General features: G+C 64.5%; 16 protein-coding genes. 13 read left to right on the top strand and 3 right to left on the bottom strand.

Features of this window, described 5'->3' with window-relative positions; translation table 11 throughout:
- The first annotated feature begins 11 nt into the window (after nt 1-11).
- The gene (locus AABF56_RS15230) at nt 12-1,001 is read left to right on the top strand and encodes a 2-hydroxyacid dehydrogenase (protein ID WP_443021131.1); all 990 of its coding nucleotides are present in this window, start codon (nt 12-14) and stop codon (nt 999-1,001) included.
- Between the two features lie 61 nt (nt 1,002-1,062).
- The gene (locus AABF56_RS15225) at nt 1,063-1,470 is read left to right on the top strand and encodes a hypothetical protein (protein ID WP_244768238.1); all 408 of its coding nucleotides are present in this window, start codon (nt 1,063-1,065) and stop codon (nt 1,468-1,470) included.
- Nucleotides 1,471-1,474: 4 nt separating this feature from the next.
- Here the strand turns inward: AABF56_RS15225 and AABF56_RS15220 are convergent, their stop codons facing one another.
- Nucleotides 1,475-2,254 carry a gamma-glutamyl-gamma-aminobutyrate hydrolase family protein gene (locus AABF56_RS15220; RefSeq protein WP_272806567.1) on the bottom strand — a complete coding sequence of 260 codons (780 nt, stop codon included), beginning with the start codon at nt 2,252-2,254 and terminating at the stop codon, nt 1,475-1,477.
- A 454-nt stretch (nt 2,255-2,708) separates the two neighbouring features.
- On the opposite strand from AABF56_RS15220, the gene AABF56_RS15215 reads away from it, so the two are divergent.
- From AABF56_RS15215 to AABF56_RS15190, 6 genes are all read left to right on the top strand, one after another.
- Complete coding sequence (locus AABF56_RS15215) at nt 2,709-5,018, top strand: putative bifunctional diguanylate cyclase/phosphodiesterase (RefSeq protein WP_272806566.1); 2,310 nt, start codon at nt 2,709-2,711, stop codon at nt 5,016-5,018.
- Between the two features lie 182 nt (nt 5,019-5,200).
- Nucleotides 5,201-5,974, top strand: a complete 774-nt coding sequence (locus AABF56_RS15210) for an N-acyl amino acid synthase FeeM domain-containing protein (protein WP_244768241.1) — start codon at nt 5,201-5,203, stop codon at nt 5,972-5,974.
- Between the two features lie 228 nt (nt 5,975-6,202).
- Entirely contained in the window at nt 6,203-6,427 is a 225-nt protein-coding gene (locus tag AABF56_RS15205; RefSeq protein WP_244768242.1) for an aa3-type cytochrome c oxidase subunit IV, read from the top strand.
- Nucleotides 6,428-6,513: 86 nt separating this feature from the next.
- Entirely contained in the window at nt 6,514-7,668 is a 1,155-nt protein-coding gene (locus AABF56_RS15200; protein WP_272806565.1) for a Re/Si-specific NAD(P)(+) transhydrogenase subunit alpha, read from the top strand.
- Nucleotides 7,668-8,078: an NAD(P) transhydrogenase subunit alpha gene (locus tag AABF56_RS15195; protein WP_272806564.1), complete on the top strand. Its 411-nt coding sequence runs from the start codon at nt 7,668-7,670 to the stop codon at nt 8,076-8,078. The genes AABF56_RS15200 and AABF56_RS15195 overlap by 1 nt, the downstream gene beginning before the upstream one ends.
- Before the next feature lie 10 nt (nt 8,079-8,088).
- Nucleotides 8,089-9,486, top strand: a complete 1,398-nt coding sequence (locus AABF56_RS15190) for an NAD(P)(+) transhydrogenase (Re/Si-specific) subunit beta (protein WP_272806563.1) — start codon at nt 8,089-8,091, stop codon at nt 9,484-9,486.
- 70 nt (nt 9,487-9,556) lie between these two features.
- Here the strand turns inward: AABF56_RS15190 and AABF56_RS15185 are convergent, their stop codons facing one another.
- Both AABF56_RS15185 and rpsU read right to left on the bottom strand, forming a co-directional pair.
- Nucleotides 9,557-10,450, bottom strand: coding sequence for a tetratricopeptide repeat protein (locus AABF56_RS15185; RefSeq protein WP_398432656.1), 894 nt, complete (start codon nt 10,448-10,450; stop codon nt 9,557-9,559).
- A 320-nt stretch (nt 10,451-10,770) separates the two neighbouring features.
- Nucleotides 10,771-10,998 carry a 30S ribosomal protein S21 gene (rpsU, locus tag AABF56_RS15180; RefSeq protein ID WP_119256642.1) on the bottom strand — a complete coding sequence of 76 codons (228 nt, stop codon included), beginning with the start codon at nt 10,996-10,998 and terminating at the stop codon, nt 10,771-10,773.
- Nucleotides 10,999-11,328: 330 nt separating this feature from the next.
- Between rpsU and AABF56_RS15175 the strand changes: the two genes are divergently transcribed.
- Genes AABF56_RS15175 through AABF56_RS15155 form a run of 5 tightly spaced genes read left to right on the top strand, consistent with a single transcriptional unit; the run spans nt 11,329 to nt 16,870 of the window.
- Complete coding sequence (locus tag AABF56_RS15175; protein ID WP_272806562.1) at nt 11,329-12,582, top strand: sarcosine oxidase subunit beta family protein; 1,254 nt, start codon at nt 11,329-11,331, stop codon at nt 12,580-12,582.
- Nucleotides 12,582-12,980 (top strand): hypothetical protein, encoded by a 399-nt coding sequence (locus AABF56_RS15170; RefSeq protein WP_272806561.1) that lies wholly within the window; start codon nt 12,582-12,584, stop codon nt 12,978-12,980. Before AABF56_RS15175 ends, AABF56_RS15170 begins: the two co-directional genes overlap by 1 nt.
- A 14-nt stretch (nt 12,981-12,994) precedes the next feature.
- The gene (locus AABF56_RS15165) at nt 12,995-13,339 is read left to right on the top strand and encodes a sarcosine oxidase subunit delta (RefSeq protein ID WP_244768247.1); all 345 of its coding nucleotides are present in this window, start codon (nt 12,995-12,997) and stop codon (nt 13,337-13,339) included.
- Complete coding sequence (locus AABF56_RS15160; RefSeq protein ID WP_272806560.1) at nt 13,336-16,329, top strand: sarcosine oxidase subunit alpha; 2,994 nt, start codon at nt 13,336-13,338, stop codon at nt 16,327-16,329. The genes AABF56_RS15165 and AABF56_RS15160 overlap by 4 nt, the downstream gene beginning before the upstream one ends.
- The gene (locus AABF56_RS15155) at nt 16,322-16,870 is read left to right on the top strand and encodes a sarcosine oxidase subunit gamma (RefSeq protein WP_244768249.1); all 549 of its coding nucleotides are present in this window, start codon (nt 16,322-16,324) and stop codon (nt 16,868-16,870) included. Before AABF56_RS15160 ends, AABF56_RS15155 begins: the two co-directional genes overlap by 8 nt.
- The last annotated feature ends 152 nt before the right edge of the window (nt 16,871-17,022 follow it).

The following is a 17,022-nucleotide window of genomic DNA, read 5'->3' as shown; positions in this document are numbered from 1 at the left end:
GAGATTTCGCCATGGTGGTCAAGACGCGCATTCTCGTGCCGGGCACGATCCGCGAGCGGGTGCTCGACCGGCTGAAGGATGCCTTCGATGTGGTGCGCATCGAGCGGGCGGATCCGGCGCTGCTTGCGCGGTCCGAGGCGGCAGGCATTTCCGGCATTGCCGTCTCCGGCGGGCTCGGCGCGGCGATGATCGAACATCTGCCCGCGCTGGAGATCATCGCGAGCTTCGGCGTTGGCTATGATGGTGTGGATGTCGCTGCCGCCGCGGCACGCGGCATAACCGTCACCAACACGCCGGATGTGCTGAACGACGAGGTGGCCGATACGACAATCGGCCTGCTGCTCAACACGGTGCGCCGCTTCCCGCAGGCCGAGGCCTGGCTGCGCGAGGGCCGCTGGGCGCGCGAGGGTGCGTTCCCGCTGACGCCGCTCAGCCTGCGCGGCCGCAAGGCCGGCATCTACGGCCTCGGGCGCATCGGCATGGCCATCGCCGAACGGCTGAAGGGTTTCGGCATCGAGATCGCCTACCACACGCGACGTCCGCGCGAGGGCGTGCCCTTTGCCTATTATCCGTCTCTGGCGGAACTGGCGGGCGCGGTGGACATCCTCATCGCCATCGTGCCGAAGACGGCCGAGACGCACCGGACGATCGATGCGGACATCCTTCGGGCGCTGGGGCCGAACGGCGTGCTGATCAACGTCGGACGCGGCTGGACGGTCGACGAACCGGCGCTCGCGGCGGCGCTCAAGGACGGCGTGATCGCGGCGGCCGGGCTCGACGTGTTCTATGACGAGCCGAACGTGCCGCCGGCGCTGCTCGACCTGCCGAACGTCTCGCTGTTGCCGCATGTCGCCTCGGCTTCGGTGGCAACACGCGATGCCATGGCCGACCTTGTGGCGGACAATCTCTTCGCCTGGTTCGAGCGCGGCGTGGCCCTGACGCCGGTGCCCGAAACGCCCTTTACGCGAAAAGCGGGGAACGGTCCGGAAAGCCTTCGTTAACCTTTCGGCAAGTTTGCGGGCGCATGCTTTTGCCATCGAGTCGCTTGCGAAGGAGAGCCCCATGAAGACGCTGATGCTTGCCGCCGTGGCCGGCGTGTTGTCGCTGGGGCTCTGGAGCGTTGCCGCGGACCGGACGCCGGCTGTGGACCCGGTGACGACGCGGTCCATTCCCGCGCCGGCGGGAACGCATAGCTATACCATTTCCAACGTCGTGGCGAACACCGCCTGCCTTGCCGAGCGCGGCGGCCGCATCTCGAGCCGCAGTGAACGCTTTGCCGCCAACATCGACTGCGATGCGGTCTGGCCGCGCCTCTCCGCGGCGCGGACCTGGGTCAACAATGGCGACGGCACGGTGGTCGTCGCCGATGCGCAGGGCGAGCCCATCCTGACCGTCGTCGACGGCGACGGCCTTGCCTACGAGGCCGTCGAGCCCGCCGACGCCATGATCACGATGATTTCTGCCGACTGAGCGATTATTCGGCAGCGGTCCGGTGCGCGGTCGCCTGTTTGGAGGCGGCATAGTCGCGCACGGCCTGGCCGAAGGCCGCGAAAAGCCTGTTCGACGGCTGGTCGGAGCCGACCCAATATTCCGGATGCCACTGCACGCCGACCGCGAAGGCCTTGGCGCCGATGACGGAGACGGCCTCGATCGTGCCGTCCTCGGCGACGGCTTCGACGGCAAGGCGCGGCGCGATGTCGGAGATCGCCTGCCGGTGCAGCGAATTGACCTGCACCTCGCCGGCGCCGACGACGGCGGCAAGGCAGCTGCCCTCCTTGACGATGACCGTCTGGCGGATGCCATAGGCGACGTCGAGCACGGGCGTGTCCGGCTTGCGGTGATCCCACATGCCGGGCTGTTCCTGGATCTCGTTGGCGAGCGTACCGCCGAGCACGACGTTCAACTCCTGGATGCCGCGGCAGATGGCGAGCAGCGGAATGCCGCGTTCCAGAGCGCGGCTGATCAGCGGCAGGCTGGTGGCGTCGCGCGCGGTGTCATAGGGGCCTTCCGCCTCGGTCGCTTCCTTGCCGTAGAGCGAAGGATGCACATTGGTGCGCGAGCCGCTGACGAGGAGCCCGTCCACCCGGTCGAGAATGCCGTCGAAATCGTTGTCCGTTTCGAGCGCCGGCACGAGGAACACCGTGACGTCCGCACCCTTGACGGCGGCGCGCACATACTGGTTCGGGGTGGCCTGCCAGACGTTGCCTTCGATTTCCCTGATATCGGCGGGAATGGCGACGACGGGTTTCGACATGGTGGGCTCCGGAAAAAGAAATACCAAATGAGGATTTGCTATCAAATCCACCATCAGTCAATTCCCCCATTTCGGCGAAATGACGACGGATGCCCTGTTTCCAGGGGACAGGAGGCTTGCGGCTCCATCGAGATTCGACAGGATTTGCGGTCCGCCAGCCACGCTCCGTTAACCAAAGGCTTGCAAACAGCGATTGCACGCTAAATTTTTCTCGCCCCGCTGCTGCGTAATACTGTGTCGTGCCGGAGACAGGAAATTATAAGCATGACTCATGTCAGGTTGAGTTTGCTGCGCGGAAATCGGCAATATTGCAATATTGGGTTGAATGTACCTTCCATGGGTTGAACGGGCGTGCAATGATGCCGGGCACTACCCTTGTTATTGGGTAATTTCCCGAAATCATTCATTAAATTTTGGTCGGTAACCCTCTCTTGGTATAGGGAGTGCCGAATCCATGAAGGATAAGGGTCAAAACACACTGCCGGCTGATGTGTACCTATCGTTCGTCAGCTCGCTGTACGGAAACCGCCAGACCCTTTTCGTGGGCATGATCTCCCATGTCATCACGTTCTCCTTCGTTTACGCCAAGACCGCCGACCCCTTCTTCCTGATCTGGAGCGGCCTCGTCGTCGCCATCTGGTCGCTGCGCGCCGTCGGCATGCGCCATTTCGACCGGGTGGACCATGCCGCGCTCGACATGGACGGCATCCGCTATTGGGAGAACTGGTACAATCTCGGCGCCGTCGGCACGACGCTGGCGCTCGGCACGGCCTGCGGCTACAGCCTGCTCTTCAGCCGCGACAGCTTTGCGGAACTCGCCTGTATCGCGGTGACGCTCGCCACCATGGTTTCCGTCGTCGGGCGCAATTGCGGCTCGAAGCGGGCGGTCGACTACATGACCTTTTCCGCCTGTTTCCCGATGGTCGTGGGCTTCCTGGGCCTGCAGGATTTCTACCATGCGGTGCTTGCGGTGCTCATCCTGCCCTTCGTGATGACGACGCGCATGATGGCGAACGGCGTGCGCGAATTCCTCTACAAGAACGTGCTGGCGACCCGCGAGGTCTCCATTATCGCCGACCGTTTCGACACGGCGCTGAACAACATGCCGCACGGCCTGTTCATGCTGGACGCCGACCACCGGATCCTCGTCGCCAACCGCCGGGCCTGCGAACTCCTGCATCTCGGCAACCAGGAGCGGCTGAAGGATTGCCATCTCGACGTGGTGCTCAGGTTCGGCGTGCGCAATACCTTCCTCAACGCCGAGCAGAGCAAGACGATCCTGCGCCAGCTCGACGAACTCCTGAAGGGCGAACGGTCCCGTGCGCTGGTGCAGGTCACGGACGGGCTCTATCTGGAATTCACCGCCTCGCCGCGCGAGAACGGCGGCGCCGTCCTCATTTTCGAGGATGTGACCGGACGTGTGCGGGCGGAAAAAAAGATCCTGCACATGGTGCGCTACGACAGCCTCACCGGCCTGCCGAACCGCACCTATTTCGCCGATCTCGTGCAGGAGGCGCTGGGCGAGCGCAAGAAGCCGGGCACGGTCGGCTTCATGGTGCTCGATATCGACGACTTCAAGCATGTCAACGACATGAAGGGCCACGTCACCGGCGACCGGCTGCTCTGCGCCATTGCCGAGCGCCTGCGCCGGCTTGCCGGCGACAAGGTGTTCGTCGGCCATCTGATGGGCGACGAGTTCATCCTCTTCTTCCCCAACGAGACGAACCGCCGCGACCTCGAAACGCGCATGCGCCGCTTCCACGAACAACTGCGCGGCACCTACGAATTCGACGGCATGACGTTCCTCGTCTCCTTCAGTGCCGGTGCCGTGATGGTGCCGAGCGACGATTTCCGGCTGGAGGAAATGCAGATCCGCGCCGACCTTGCGCTCTTCGAGACGAAATCGCGCGCCAAGGGCAGCGTCACCGTCTTCGAGCAGGAGATGGACGCGCGCTACATGGATCGTCAGAAGCTCAAGGACGACCTGCGCGAAGCGCTCGCCAGCAACACGCTCTCCGTCGCCTACCAGCCGATGTTCGTGCCGGACGGTTCGCGCATCGAATGCTGCGAGGCCCTGTCGCGCTGGACGCATGTCGAGCGTGGCCCGGTGCCGCCGAATGTCTTCATCCAGCTCGCCGAGGAGATGGGCATCGTCTCCGAGATCACGCGCTTCATGATCATGCGGGCCTGCGCCGACTGCGCGGGCTGGCCGGCGCATATGGGCGTATCGGTGAACCTTTCCGTGCAGGACCTGCGCGGCACCGGCATCATCGATCTCGTCACCGAGGCGCTGGAGGCGGCCGGGCTCGCGCCGCATCGGCTGCATCTGGAAGTCACCGAAAGCTGCCTCATGGAAGAGCCGGTCAAGGTGCAGGCGATCCTGCAGGAGCTGCGCGCCCGCGGCATCACCATCGCCATCGACGATTTCGGCACCGGTTATTCCAGCCTCAGCTATCTCGACCAGCTGCCGCTCGATGTCATCAAGATCGACCGCTCCTTCGTGCGCAACATCGGCGAGGACGCGCGCCGCTTCAAGCTCCTGCGCGGCACGGTCAACCTGTCCCGCGAGCTCGGCCTGCGCATCGTCGTCGAGGGCGTCGAGACGCGCGAGCAGCTCGCCCTCATCAACAAGTACCAGTGCGCCGACCTCGTGCAGGGCTATGTCTTTGCGGCACCCATGTCGCCGGATGCACTGCGCGATCTCTACGAGACCCTTGCCCGCAAGTCCGGCGAATCCCGCCGCCGCGGCCGCCGCGTCGCCTGATCCTTTCCACCACCCAATCTCGTAACGTGTGAATTCGACACGATATATCAGCTTATTCAAAATTAGTGTTAACCATATATTAAGGTTAATGAATGGTATTTTACACAAATTGTCTTATATCGACGATTGTAGTGACGGCAGCGCGGTGGCTGCCGGTGTTTTTCAATCGGGGTACGGGGACAATGGCCAGCGTAGAGACGGCGACCAACCGCTTTTCGGACAAGCTTCTGGGACTGCTCGACAGGATCGAGTATCGCCGCGTGGAGACGGGCGAGGACATGGAAGACGTCGCCCGCATCCGCTACAAGGCCTACAAGGCCGGCGCCGTCATGCATCTCGATGAACAGGCGGTCCTCATCGACGAGGTGGATTTCGACAGCCATGCCTATGTCTTCGGCATCTATTACGAGGAGCGGCTGATCTCCACGGTGCGCCTGCACCATGTGACGCCCGAGCACCGCGTCACCTCGTCGGGAAAGGTCTTCCCGGACGAGATCAATGCCTTCCTCGATGCGGGCATGTCGCTGATCGATCCGGTGCGTCTTGCCGCCGACCCGGAGATCTGGAGCGAGATGCCGGCCATTCCGTATCTGACGCTGCGCATCGCCACGATGGCGACGGACTATTTCCAGACGGATCGCTGCGTGCAAATGGTCAAGCCCGCGCATTCGGCCTTCTACAAGCGCGTCTTCGATGCCGATTTCGTCGCCTCGCCGAAGAGCAACCAGGGCAAGTTCATCATCGACCTGATGCTGCTGGCGACCAACGTCAAGGAGACGTTGCCCTCGCTCTACCAGCGCTTCCCGTTCTTCAAGTCGGAGCCCTATGAGCGCCGCATGATGTTCGCGCGCGGCGACGACCTGCCGTTCAGCCCGCTGACGGTGCGCCCGACGGCGCGCCGCGCGCATTTCGGCGGCGGGCGGATCGAGCTTTCCGGCAATGCCTATGCCGGGTGAGGCGCCCGCGTTCTGATGTCGCATGCCGGGCCGGTTTCGTATGAAACCGGCCCGTTCTGTTTCGGAAACGATACAGGTCGAAACGCGCTGCCCGCCTTGCCGTTGCGCTTTGCCGATCCATTGTGTATGGCCAGAAAGACGCGTGTCTTCACGCTTGAGGGAATCTGTTTTGGCGCTCGTCGTGGGCTTTCCGGCTGACGGGTGCGGGCGCTTAGGAGAAGGTAGACTATGGCTGAACATCATTCCGGACCGGTCGAAACGGGCGCTGCGATGGATTACCCGGAGCACGAGAAGACCTACGACCTCTTCATCGCCGGTGCCAAATACGGCACGCTGTTCTGCGTCGCGCTGCTGGTCGCCATGGCCGCCGGCTTCTTCACGAGCGCCGGTTTCTTCTCGAGCCTTCTGCTCCTCATCATTCTCAACGTCGTCGGCTACTTCCTGCTGCGTTGACCTGAACAACCGCATCCGCGGTTTGTCATGCGGCGCCACCCGGCGCCGTGATCCAACACGGCCAGTCTCGGGGGGAGGACCACGGTTTGAGTCAGTGTGTTTTTATAGCAAGGGAAAGTGACCCGGCCGAAGGCCGCGTCGCGGGTTCCGTCGAAACGGTCAAGAAAATGAAGGGCCTCGGGCTCGATGTGCTGGTGGAGGCCGGTGCAGGCCTTGCCTCGCGCATCCTGGATGCGGACTACGAGGCCGCCGGCGCCCGCATCGTCGGCTCCGGCGAAGCGAATGCCGCCGACGTCGTCCTGAAGGTCCGCCGGCCCACCGCCGCCGAGATCGCGGCCTACAAGCCCGGCGCCATCGTCATCGCCACGATGGACCCCTACGGCAACGAAGCGGCCATCGCCGAGATGGCCAATGCCGGTCTCACCACCTTCGCGATGGAATTGATGCCGCGCATCACGCGCGCCCAGTCGATGGACATCCTGTCCTCGCAGGCCAACCTTGCCGGTTACCAGGCCGTCATCGACGCCGCCCATGAATTCGACCGCGCCATGCCGATGATGATGACCGCCGCCGGCACCGTGCCGGCCGCCAAGGTCTTCGTCATGGGTGCCGGTGTCGCCGGCCTCCAGGCCATCGCGACCGCCCGCCGCCTCGGCGCGGCCGTCTCCGCGACGGACGTGCGCCCCGCGGCCAAGGAACAGGTCGCCTCGCTCGGCGCGAAGTTCATCGCCGTCGAGGACGACGAGTTCAAGGCAGCCGAGACCGCCGGCGGCTATGCCAAGGAAATGTCCAAGGAATATCAGGCGAAACAGGCCGCGCTCGTCGCCGACCACATCGCCAAGCAGGACATCGTCATCACGACGGCGCTCATCCCCGGCCGCCCGGCGCCACGGCTCGTGACGCGCCAGATGCTGGCGGCCATGCGCACCGGTTCCGTCGCCGTCGACCTCGCGGTCGAGCGCGGCGGCAATATCGAAGGCGCCGAGGCCGGCAAGGTCGCCGAGGTCGAGGGCGTCAAGGTCATCGGCTATCTCAACGTGCCCGGCCGCATCGCGGCCTCCGCTTCGGCGCTCTACGCCAAGAACCTTCTCACCTTCCTGGAGACCATGGTCGACAAGGAGACGAAGTCGGTTTCGGTCAATGTCGAGGACGAGCTGGTCAAGGCGACGATGCTGACAAACGGCGGTGCCGTCGTGCACCCGAACTTCGGCGGCTCCGTTCAGCAAGGGGAGGGCAAGTGATGGCGAACGAACTTCTCGACAAGGCGATCACCGATCTCGAACGCGCCGTGGAAGCCGTCCGCGCCGCGTCAGAATATGTGCCGGATGCGGCCGCTGCGGCGGCGCACGGCGTTTCCGGCGGGGCGATCGATCCCTTCGTCTTCCGCCTGGCGATCTTCGTGCTGTCGATCTTCGTCGGCTACTATGTCGTCTGGTCGGTGACGCCGGCCCTGCACACGCCACTGATGGCCGTCACCAACGCGATCTCCTCGGTCATCGTCGTCGGCGCGCTCTTGGCCGTCGGCATCTCGCTTTCGGGCGTTGCGACCGGCTTCGGCTTCGTCGCGCTGATCCTCGCCTCCGTCAACATCTTCGGCGGTTTCCTCGTCACCCAGCGCATGCTGGCGATGTACAAGAAAAAAGACAAGTGAGGCCGGCCCGATGAACGCTAACTTCGCAGCCTTCCTCTATCTCGTCTCCGGCGTGCTCTTCATCATGGCGTTGCGCGGCCTGTCGCATCCGACGACCAGCCGTCGCGGCAACATGCTCGGCATGATCGGCATGGGTATTGCCATCGGTACGACGCTGCTGCTCGCGACGCCGTCCTTCGGCGGCCTCGTGCTCATCGTGCTCGGCCTTGCCATCGGCGGCGGCGCGGGTGCGTGGATCGCCCGCTCGATCCCGATGACCTCCATGCCGCAGCTCGTCGCCGGCTTCCACTCGCTCGTCGGCCTTGCCGCCGTGCTGGTCGCCGCCGCCGCGCTTTACTCGCCCGTCTCCTTCGGCATCGGCGCGGTGGGTGAAATCCATGGCCAGGCGCTCGTCGAAATGGCGCTCGGTGCCGCCATCGGCGCGATCACCTTCACCGGGTCGATCATCGCCTTCCTGAAGCTCGACGGGCGCATGTCCGGCAAGCCGATCATGCTGCCCTACAGGCATGTCATCAACATCGTGCTGCTCGCCGCGATCGTCTTCTTCATCGTCGGCCTGACGCTGTCGGAAAGCCATGTCGACTTCTGGCTGATCGTGCTGCTCTCGCTGGCGCTCGGCGTGCTGCTGATCGTGCCGATCGGCGGCGCCGACATGCCCGTCGTCGTCTCCATGCTCAACTCCTATTCGGGTTGGGCGGCGGCCGGCATCGGCTTCACGCTCGGCAACCTCGCGCTGATCATCACCGGCGCGTTGGTCGGCTCCTCGGGCGCGATCCTCTCCTACATCATGTGCAAGGGCATGAACCGCTCGTTCATCTCCGTCATTCTCGGCGGCTTCGGCGGCGAGACGGCGGCAGCGGCCGACGACGGCGTGCAGCGCACGGTCAAGCAGGGCTCTGCCGACGACGCGGCCTTCCTGATGGCGAACGCCTCCAAGGTCATCATCGTGCCGGGTTACGGCATGGCGGTGGCCCAGGCCCAGCATGCGCTGCGCGAGCTCGCCGATACGCTGAAGAAGCAGGGCGTCGAGGTGAAATACGCGATCCATCCGGTCGCCGGCCGCATGCCCGGCCACATGAACGTGCTGCTCGCCGAGGCGAACGTACCCTATGACGAAGTGTTCGAGCTTGAGGACATCAACTCGGAATTCGCCCAGGCCGACGTCGCCTATGTCATCGGTGCGAACGACGTGACCAACCCGGCCGCGCGCGACGACAAGTCCTCGCCGATCTACGGCATGCCGATCCTCGACGTCGACAAGGCCAAGACCTGCCTCTTCGTCAAGCGCTCGCTCGGCTCGGGCTATGCCGGCATCGACAACACGCTGTTCTACAAGGACGGTACGATGATGCTGCTCGGCGACGCCAAGAAGATGACCGAGGACATCGTCAAGACGATGAACCACTGATCGGCAAAGCCAGGAACGAAAAAGCCCGCGAGATGATCGCGGGCTTTTTGTTGGAAGGATCCCTGCCGGACTAGGCCGGCTTGGCGGCGCTGGCGACGCCGCGGGTGCGGGCAAGGCCGTCCTTGGCGGGCTTGTAGTTCGGGTCGAGCTTCAGCGCATGCGAATAGGACTTCGCGGCGCGCGCCATGTCGCCGCGGCGCTCGTAGATCAGGGCCTGGTTCGCCCAGGACTCGGCAAGCTTGCCGTCGAGGTTGATCGCCGTATTGAAATCCTGGAACGCGTTGTCGTCGTCGCCCTGCGCGGCATAGGAAATGCCGCGGCCGTTATAGGGTTCCGCAGAGTTCGGCGAGAGCGAGATGGCCTTGGAGAAGTCCTCGATCGCCTTGTCGTGCTGGCGGCGTGCCTGGTAGATCAGGCCGCGGTTGTGATAGGCGCGCGGATCGGTCGTGTCGAGCTGGATGGCGCGGTTGAAGTCACGGAAGGCCTCATCGAGGCGGCCGGCCTGGCGATAGAGGTTGCCGCGGCCGATATAGGCGACGTCATAGTTCGGGTTGAGCTGCAGCGCCGTGTTGTAGTCGCTCGCCGCCTGCGCCTGATCGCCCAGGCTGCGCTGAACGAGCGCGCGGTTGGCATAGGCCTGGTAGAAGCGCGGGTTGAGCTCGATCGCGCGGTTGAAGTCGTCGACCGCGCGGCGGTACTGGCCGGCGCGGCCATAGGCAGAACCGCGCACATTGTAGCCTGCGGGATCCTGCGGATTGGCGGCGATGACGGCCGAGAGCGAGGAGATGTTCTCTTCCGAGCCTTGCGCGCGCTCCACCTTCAACACGTCCGTCGATGTCGTCGACTGGCAGCCTGCCATGAGGAGCGCGAGCGACGCGGTGGCGACGGCGGCCATCAGCGGACGGCGCAGGCGGACGGATGCGGAGGAGAAACGAGCGGTCGGGAACCCGGTAGATGCAGCCATGTCCAAGTGCGAATCCTCAAAGTGGGCTTCTATCGCGCCTCATACGCGATGAAAACACTACGCCTCCACAGCCCGCGCGTCATCTATGGCGCGCAAAGGACGCTGTGGTCCTCTCGATCTGCCCGTTACGCTTGAAATCGCGGTGGAATTCCAGCGTAGCGAACCGGCAATTCCGGCGAAGGGGCGTAGCGATAGCGCCCGGAATTGCACGGGAAGTCTTTCACATCCGTGAAGAAACGACCGGTCACGTCAAAAAAGGCGGCGGCGAAATGTTCGCCCCCGCCCGGTCTTGCATCCGAAAACGTCGAAAAGACGGCCGATCAACGGGCGCCGGGACGACCGCCGATGAGGCCTTCGCGCTGGGCGCGCTTGCGGGCCAGCTTGCGGACGCGACGAACGGCTTCGGCCTTTTCACGCGCACGCTTCTGCGACGGCTTTTCATAATAGTCGCGCATCTTCATTTCACGGAAAATACCCTCGCGCTGCATCTTCTTCTTGAGAGCGCGGAGAGCCTGATCAACGTTGTTGTCGCGGACAAGTACCTGCACGAGAATCCCGTTCCTTTGTTTGTTGCCGCCCGGCGATTCTATGGGTCGTCAGGCAAATAGATGACGTTCGCGCAGCCCAGAAGGCTGACGATTGGCGTGTCGGATACCAGATCGCAGCAGTGAAGTCCAGCCTGAAGCGCCGGGAAGCTGAGGATATTTGCGACAGGCCTTCCTGAAACCATCGCAAAACCTTCGATGACGCGCATGTCGCATGTGGTACAAGGTACGCCTGAATGCGTCGCAAAGGATACGGCGCGCCGCGCCAGGATTTGCTTTCTATCGGGGCAGGAAACAGGCCGGCCGGACCGGCGAGACTTTGAGGACTTGGATATGCGCAAATATTCGGTTTTCGCCGTCGCCCGCGAGGCGATGCGCGGCCACAAGGGGTGGGAGGCGCAATGGACCTCGCCCGAGCCGCGCAAGGAATATGACGTGATCATCGTCGGCGGCGGCGGCCATGGCCTCGGCGCGGCCTATTACCTCGCCAAGGAGCACGGCATCACCAATGTCGCGGTGATCGAGAAGGGCTGGCTTGGCGGCGGCAATACCGGCCGCAACACGACCATCATCCGCTCGAACTATCTCTATGACGAGAGCATGGATATCTACGAGCACTCGCTGAAGCTCTGGGAGGGCTTGAGCCAGGACCTCAACTACAATGTCATGTACTCGCCGCGCGGCGTGATGATGCTGTCGCACAATGTGCATGACAAGCAGTCCTTCCAGCGCCACGTCCATGCCAACCGGCTCTACGGCATCGACAATGAATGGCTGACGCCGCAGCAGGCGAAGGATTTCGTGCCGGTTCTCGATATCTCCGCCTCCGCCCGCTACCCGATCAACGGCGCGGCCCTGCAGCGCCGCGGCGGCACCGCCCGCCACGATGCCGTGGCCTGGGGGTATGCGCGCGCTGCCTCGGACCGGGGCGTTCATGTCATCCAGAACTGCGAGGTCAAGGGCATCCGCCGCGGGCCGGACGGCGCGGTGACGGGCGTCGAGACCTCGAAAGGCTTCATCGGCGCGAAGAAGATCGCGGTGTCGGCCTCCGGCCACAACTCGGTCATCATGGCGATGGCCGACGTCAAGCTGCCGCTGCATTCCGTGCCGCTGCAGGCGCTGGTCTCCGAGCCGATGAAGCCGATCTTCCCCTGCGTGGTCATGTCCAACTCGGTGCATGCCTATATCTCGCAGTCGGACAAGGGCGAACTCGTCATCGGGGCGGGCACGGACCAGTACAACTCCTATTCCCAGACCGGCGGCCTGCAGATCATCACGCATACGCTCGACGCCATCTGCGAACTCTTCCCGATGTTCCGCCGCGTCAAGATGATGCGCCAGTGGGGCGGCATCACCGACAACACGCCGGACCGTTCGGCGATCCAGGGCGTGACGCCGGTGAAAAACCTCTTCGTCAATTGCGGCTGGGGCACCGGCGGCTTCAAGGCGACGCCGGGTTCGGCGCATCTCTTCGCCCATCTCATCGCCAGGGGCGAGCCGCACAAGCTGGCGTCCGGCCTGACGCTGGACCGCTTCCGCACCGGGCGCCTCATCGACGAGGCGGCGGCGGCGGCCGTGGCCCACTGATGAACGGCGCGCTGCTTGCGGGCTTTCTTGTGACGGCCGGCACCCTGCCGGCTGGCGACATTCTTCCGATGCCGGGAGACTTTCGCTTTCAGAAGATCCAGAAGGCAGCGGGCGAGACGGATTGGCCCTTCGTCGCGAAGAGCGGGATGCTGGGGTGCGCGAAGGTGTTCGGCGGTCGGGCGGTCTATTTCCTTCCCGACGAGACGGACATGAACCGCGCCTTCAATCTCGATGTGAACGTCTTTGCGATGAGCATGGTCAATTTCGGAATGACAGACATTCTGGCCCCTTACGACAATGCCGAGCAACTCGTGAGGCGGATTGCTCCCTTCGTCACGATGGGCCAGCGACTTTGCGATCAGGCTCCGGGCACGTTCGTGTCGGGACCAGAGCTTTAAACAGGTAGGATAAAATGCTGCTGATCTACTGCCCCTACTGCGAGGAAGAGCGCTCGGAGCTCGAATTCCGCCACGGCGGCGACGCGCACATCGCCCGGCCCGCGAACATCGCCGATATCACGGATGAGGAGTTCCAGGACTACTTCTTCCTGCGCGACAACCCGAAGGGCCTGATCTTCGAACGCTGGCGCCATATCCATGGCTGCGGCCGCTTCTTCAACGCGGCGCGCGACACGGTGAGCGACAAGTTCGTCATGAGCTACAAGGCCGGCGAACCGAAGCCGAACCTTTCCGGTGAGCCGACCGCCACCGAAAAAACCGTCGAAACCTATGAAGCCGTGGAAGGAATCGCGAAATGAGCGGCGCCAATCGCATTGCCGGTCAGGGCCGCCTGACGCCTGCCAGGACGGCGCGTTTCACCTTCGACGGGAAGACGTTCGACGCGCTGGAAGGCGATACCGTCGCCTCCGCGCTGCTCGCCAACGGCGTGCATCTCGTTGGCCGCTCGTTCAAGTATCATCGCCCGCGCGGCATTCTCTCCGCCGGACCGGAAGAGCCGAACGCGCTGGTCGATGTCTCGCGCGATGCCGCCCGCCGCCAGCCGAACGTGCGCGCGCCGGTGCAGGAAGTCTTCGACGGCATGAAGGTGGAATCGCAGAACCGCTGGCCCTCGCTCGCCTTCGACGTCGGCGGGGTGAACAACCTCCTGTCGCCCTTCTTCGCCGCGGGCTTCTACTACAAGACCTTCATGTGGCCGAAGGCGGCCTGGGAGAAGGTCTACGAGCCCTTCATCCGCCGTGCCGCCGGCCTCGGTGTCGCGCCGACGGAGGAGGATCCGGACCATTATGCCAACCGCTACGCCTATTGCGACGTGCTCATCGCCGGCGCCGGCGTGGCCGGTCTTTCCGCAGCGCTTGCCGCCGCGGAAGCGGGCGCCCGTGTCATCCTCTGCGACGAGCAGCCGGAAGTCGGCGGCGCGTTGCATTATGACACGTCGGTGAAGATCGACGGCCAGAACGGCTACGACTGGGCGCAGGCGACGGCCGCCAAGCTAAGGGCGATGGAGAACGTCACCGTCCTCACACGCACCACGGCCTTCGGCTACTACAACCACAATTTCGTCGGCCTCGTCGAGCGCGTCACCGATCACCTGACGCGCCCGGACAAGAAGCTGCCGCGCGAGCGTCTGTGGCAGGTGCGTGCCAAGCGCGTCATCCTCGCCACCGGCTCGATCGAGCGTCATATGGTGTTCGCCAACAACGACCGGCCGGGCATCATGCTCGCCTCCGCCGCGCGCACCTATCTCAACCATTTCGGCGTCGCGGTCGGCCGCAAGGTCGGTGTCTATACGGCGAACGACTCGGCCTATGAGGCCGCCTTCGACCTGAAGCGGGCCGGCGTCACCATCGCTGCGATCGTCGACAATCGCGACAAGCCCGGCGAGGCCGTGGTCGCCGAGGCCCGCAAGCTCGGCATCGAGGTGCTGACCGGCCATTCGGTCGTCGATACCAAGGGCAAGCTGCGCGTCTCCTCCATGTCCGTTGCCCGCAACGGCGGCGGCTCGGCTCGCGCGATCCCGGTCGATGCGCTCCTGATGTCCTCCGGCTGGACGCCCTCGGTCCACCTCTTCTCGCAGTCGCGCGGCAAGGTGGCCTATGACGCCGCCTCCGGCCGCTTCCTGCCGGGCACCTATGCGCAGGATTGCCTCTCGGTCGGTTCGTGCAACGGCACGGACGCTCTCCAGGCGACCATCGAGGAATCGCTGGCGGCTGGCGAGCTGATGGCCCGAGCCACCGGCAACGAGGGCGGCGGCAAGGTCGAGCTTTCCGGCGAGAACGCCTTCGACTGGACCGGCGGCATGGCAGGCAGCGGCGAGGGGGCCGGCATCGACACGACCGTCAAGGCCTTCGTCGACTTCCAGAACGACGTCTGCGCCAAGGACATCCGCCTTGCCGTGCGCGAGGGCATGCACTCGATCGAGCACATCAAGCGCTTCACCACCAACGGCATGGCGACGGACCAGGGCAAGCTGTCCAACATCCACGGCCTTGCCATCGCCTCGGAAGTCCTCAACCGCGAGATCCCGAAGATCGGTCTCACCACCTTCCGCGCGCCCTATACGCCCGTCACCTTCGGCGCGCTGATCAGCCATTCGCGCGGCGATCTCTTCGACCCGGCCCGCAAGACGCCGATGCACGCCTGGGAAGAGGCGCATGGCGCGGTCTTCGAGGATGTCGGCAACTGGAAGCGCGCCTGGTATTATCCGCGCGCCGGCGAGACCATGCACGATGCCGTCAACCGCGAATGCCGCACGGTGCGCAATGCCGCCGGCCTGTTCGACGCCTCGACGCTCGGCAAGATCGAGGTCGTCGGCCCGGATGCCGGCACGTTCATGAACCTCATGTACACCAATGCTTGGGACACGCTGAAGCCCGGCCGCTGCCGCTACGGTATCATGCTGCGCGAGGACGGTTTCGTCTATGACGACGGTGTCGTCGGCCGCCTGGCGGAAGACCGCTTCCATGTCACGACCACGACGGGCGGCGCGCCGCGCGTCATGCACCACATGGAAGACTATCTCCAGACGGAATTCCCGCACCTGAAGGTCTGGCTCACCTCCACCACGGAACAGTGGGCGGTCATTGCCGTGCAGGGCCCGAAGGCGCGCGAAATCCTGGAACCCCTCGTCGAGGGCATCGATATTTCCAACGAAGCCTTCCCGCATATGAGCGTGCGCGAAGGGAAGATCTGCGGCGTGCCGACCCGGCTCTTCCGCATGTCCTTCACGGGGGAAGCGGGCTACGAAGTCAACGTGCCGGCCGATTACGGCGAGGCCGTCTGGGAAGCCATCTGGGCTCGTGCAGAACCGCTCGGCGCCTGCGCCTACGGCACGGAGACCATGCACGTGCTGCGCGCCGAAAAGGGCTACATCATCGTCGGCCAGGATACGGACGGCACCGTCACGCCGCACGACGCGAGCCTGAGCTGGGCCGTCTCCAAGAAGAAGACGGACTTCGTCGGCATCCGCGGCCTGAAGCGGCCGGATCTCGTCAAGGAAGGCCGCAAGCAGCTCGTCGGCCTTCTGACCAAGGACCCGAAGGTGGTTCTGGAGGAGGGCGCGCAGATCGTCGCCGATCCGAACGAGCCGAAGCCGATGAAGATGCTCGGCCATGTGACCTCGTCCTACTGGTCGGAAAACTGCGGCCGGTCGATCGCCATGGCGCTCGTCGCCGGCGGCCAGTCGCGCATGGGCCAGACGCTCTACGTGCCGATGCCCGACCGCACCATCGCGGTCGAGGTCAGCGACATGGTCTTCATCGACAAGGAAGGAGGACGCCTCAATGGCTGATCACGCTCTTCGCAAGGCGCCGCTTGGCCGTCACCATGGCGGCTCGGCCGGTGCGCGCGTCACGCCCGCCGCTCCCGCAACCCGCCTGTCGCTGCGTGCCGGCGAGGATGCCATCGGCACGCTCTCGCTGGCCTTCGGCCTCGAATTGCCAAGGCGGCCCAAGACCTCGGCCTCGGTCAGCGGCCGTCATGCACTCTGGCTCGGCCCGGACGAATGGCTGTTGATCGACGAGAACGGGGCGGATCTCATGGGGATCGCATCAGGCGTTTCCGCGCTGCATTCGGCGACGGACGTCTCGCATCGCAACACGGCGATCCTCGTCTCCGGCCCGGATGCGGCCGGGGCGATCGCCAGCGCCTGCCCGCTCGATCTCGGCAATGCGATCTTCCCGGTCGGCGCCGCCGCGCGCACGGTGCTCGGCAAGATCGAGGTGGTGCTCTTCCGTTCGGGTGAGGAAGACTATCGCGTGGAATGCTGGCGCTCGTTCTCGCCCTACGCCTTCGGCCTGCTGGTGGAAGGCGCGGAAGACGCCGGGCTCTGAGGCCTCAGAGGCCCCTCACCCTAACCCTCTCCCCGCAAGCGGGGAGAGGGGACGTGCCCCATAAAGAGAATTGATTGAGGAAACCGGCGCGGCATATCCCCTTCGCCCCGTTTACGGGGAGAAGGTGGCCGGCAGGCCGGATGAGGGGTGCT

Origin of the sequence: Shinella sp. WSC3-e (assembly GCF_945994535.1) — a bacterium.
Classification (GTDB): domain Bacteria; phylum Pseudomonadota; class Alphaproteobacteria; order Rhizobiales; family Rhizobiaceae; genus Shinella; species Shinella yambaruensis.
This window is presented reverse-complemented; position numbering and strand designations above follow the sequence as displayed.

Bases quoted from the DNA above. Each gene is read 5' to 3' on its own strand.
- AABF56_RS15230 (WP_443021131.1), top strand. From the start codon at position 12: ATGGTGGTCAAGACGCGCATTCTCGTGCCGGGCACGATCCGCGAGCGG.
- AABF56_RS15225 (WP_244768238.1), top strand. From the start codon at position 1,063: ATGAAGACGCTGATGCTTGCCGCCGTGGCCGGCGTGTTGTCGCTGGGG.
- AABF56_RS15220 (WP_272806567.1), bottom strand. From the start codon at position 2,254: ATGTCGAAACCCGTCGTCGCCATTCCCGCCGATATCAGGGAAATCGAA.
- AABF56_RS15215 (WP_272806566.1), top strand. From the start codon at position 2,709: ATGAAGGATAAGGGTCAAAACACACTGCCGGCTGATGTGTACCTATCG.
- AABF56_RS15210 (WP_244768241.1), top strand. From the start codon at position 5,201: ATGGCCAGCGTAGAGACGGCGACCAACCGCTTTTCGGACAAGCTTCTG.
- AABF56_RS15205 (WP_244768242.1), top strand. From the start codon at position 6,203: ATGGCTGAACATCATTCCGGACCGGTCGAAACGGGCGCTGCGATGGAT.
- AABF56_RS15195 (WP_272806564.1), top strand. From the start codon at position 7,668: ATGGCGAACGAACTTCTCGACAAGGCGATCACCGATCTCGAACGCGCC.
- AABF56_RS15190 (WP_272806563.1), top strand. From the start codon at position 8,089: ATGAACGCTAACTTCGCAGCCTTCCTCTATCTCGTCTCCGGCGTGCTC.
- AABF56_RS15185 (WP_398432656.1), bottom strand. From the start codon at position 10,450: ATGGCTGCATCTACCGGGTTCCCGACCGCTCGTTTCTCCTCCGCATCC.
- AABF56_RS15175 (WP_272806562.1), top strand. From the start codon at position 11,329: ATGCGCAAATATTCGGTTTTCGCCGTCGCCCGCGAGGCGATGCGCGGC.
- AABF56_RS15170 (WP_272806561.1), top strand. From the start codon at position 12,582: ATGAACGGCGCGCTGCTTGCGGGCTTTCTTGTGACGGCCGGCACCCTG.
- AABF56_RS15165 (WP_244768247.1), top strand. From the start codon at position 12,995: ATGCTGCTGATCTACTGCCCCTACTGCGAGGAAGAGCGCTCGGAGCTC.
- AABF56_RS15160 (WP_272806560.1), top strand. From the start codon at position 13,336: ATGAGCGGCGCCAATCGCATTGCCGGTCAGGGCCGCCTGACGCCTGCC.
- AABF56_RS15155 (WP_244768249.1), top strand. From the start codon at position 16,322: ATGGCTGATCACGCTCTTCGCAAGGCGCCGCTTGGCCGTCACCATGGC.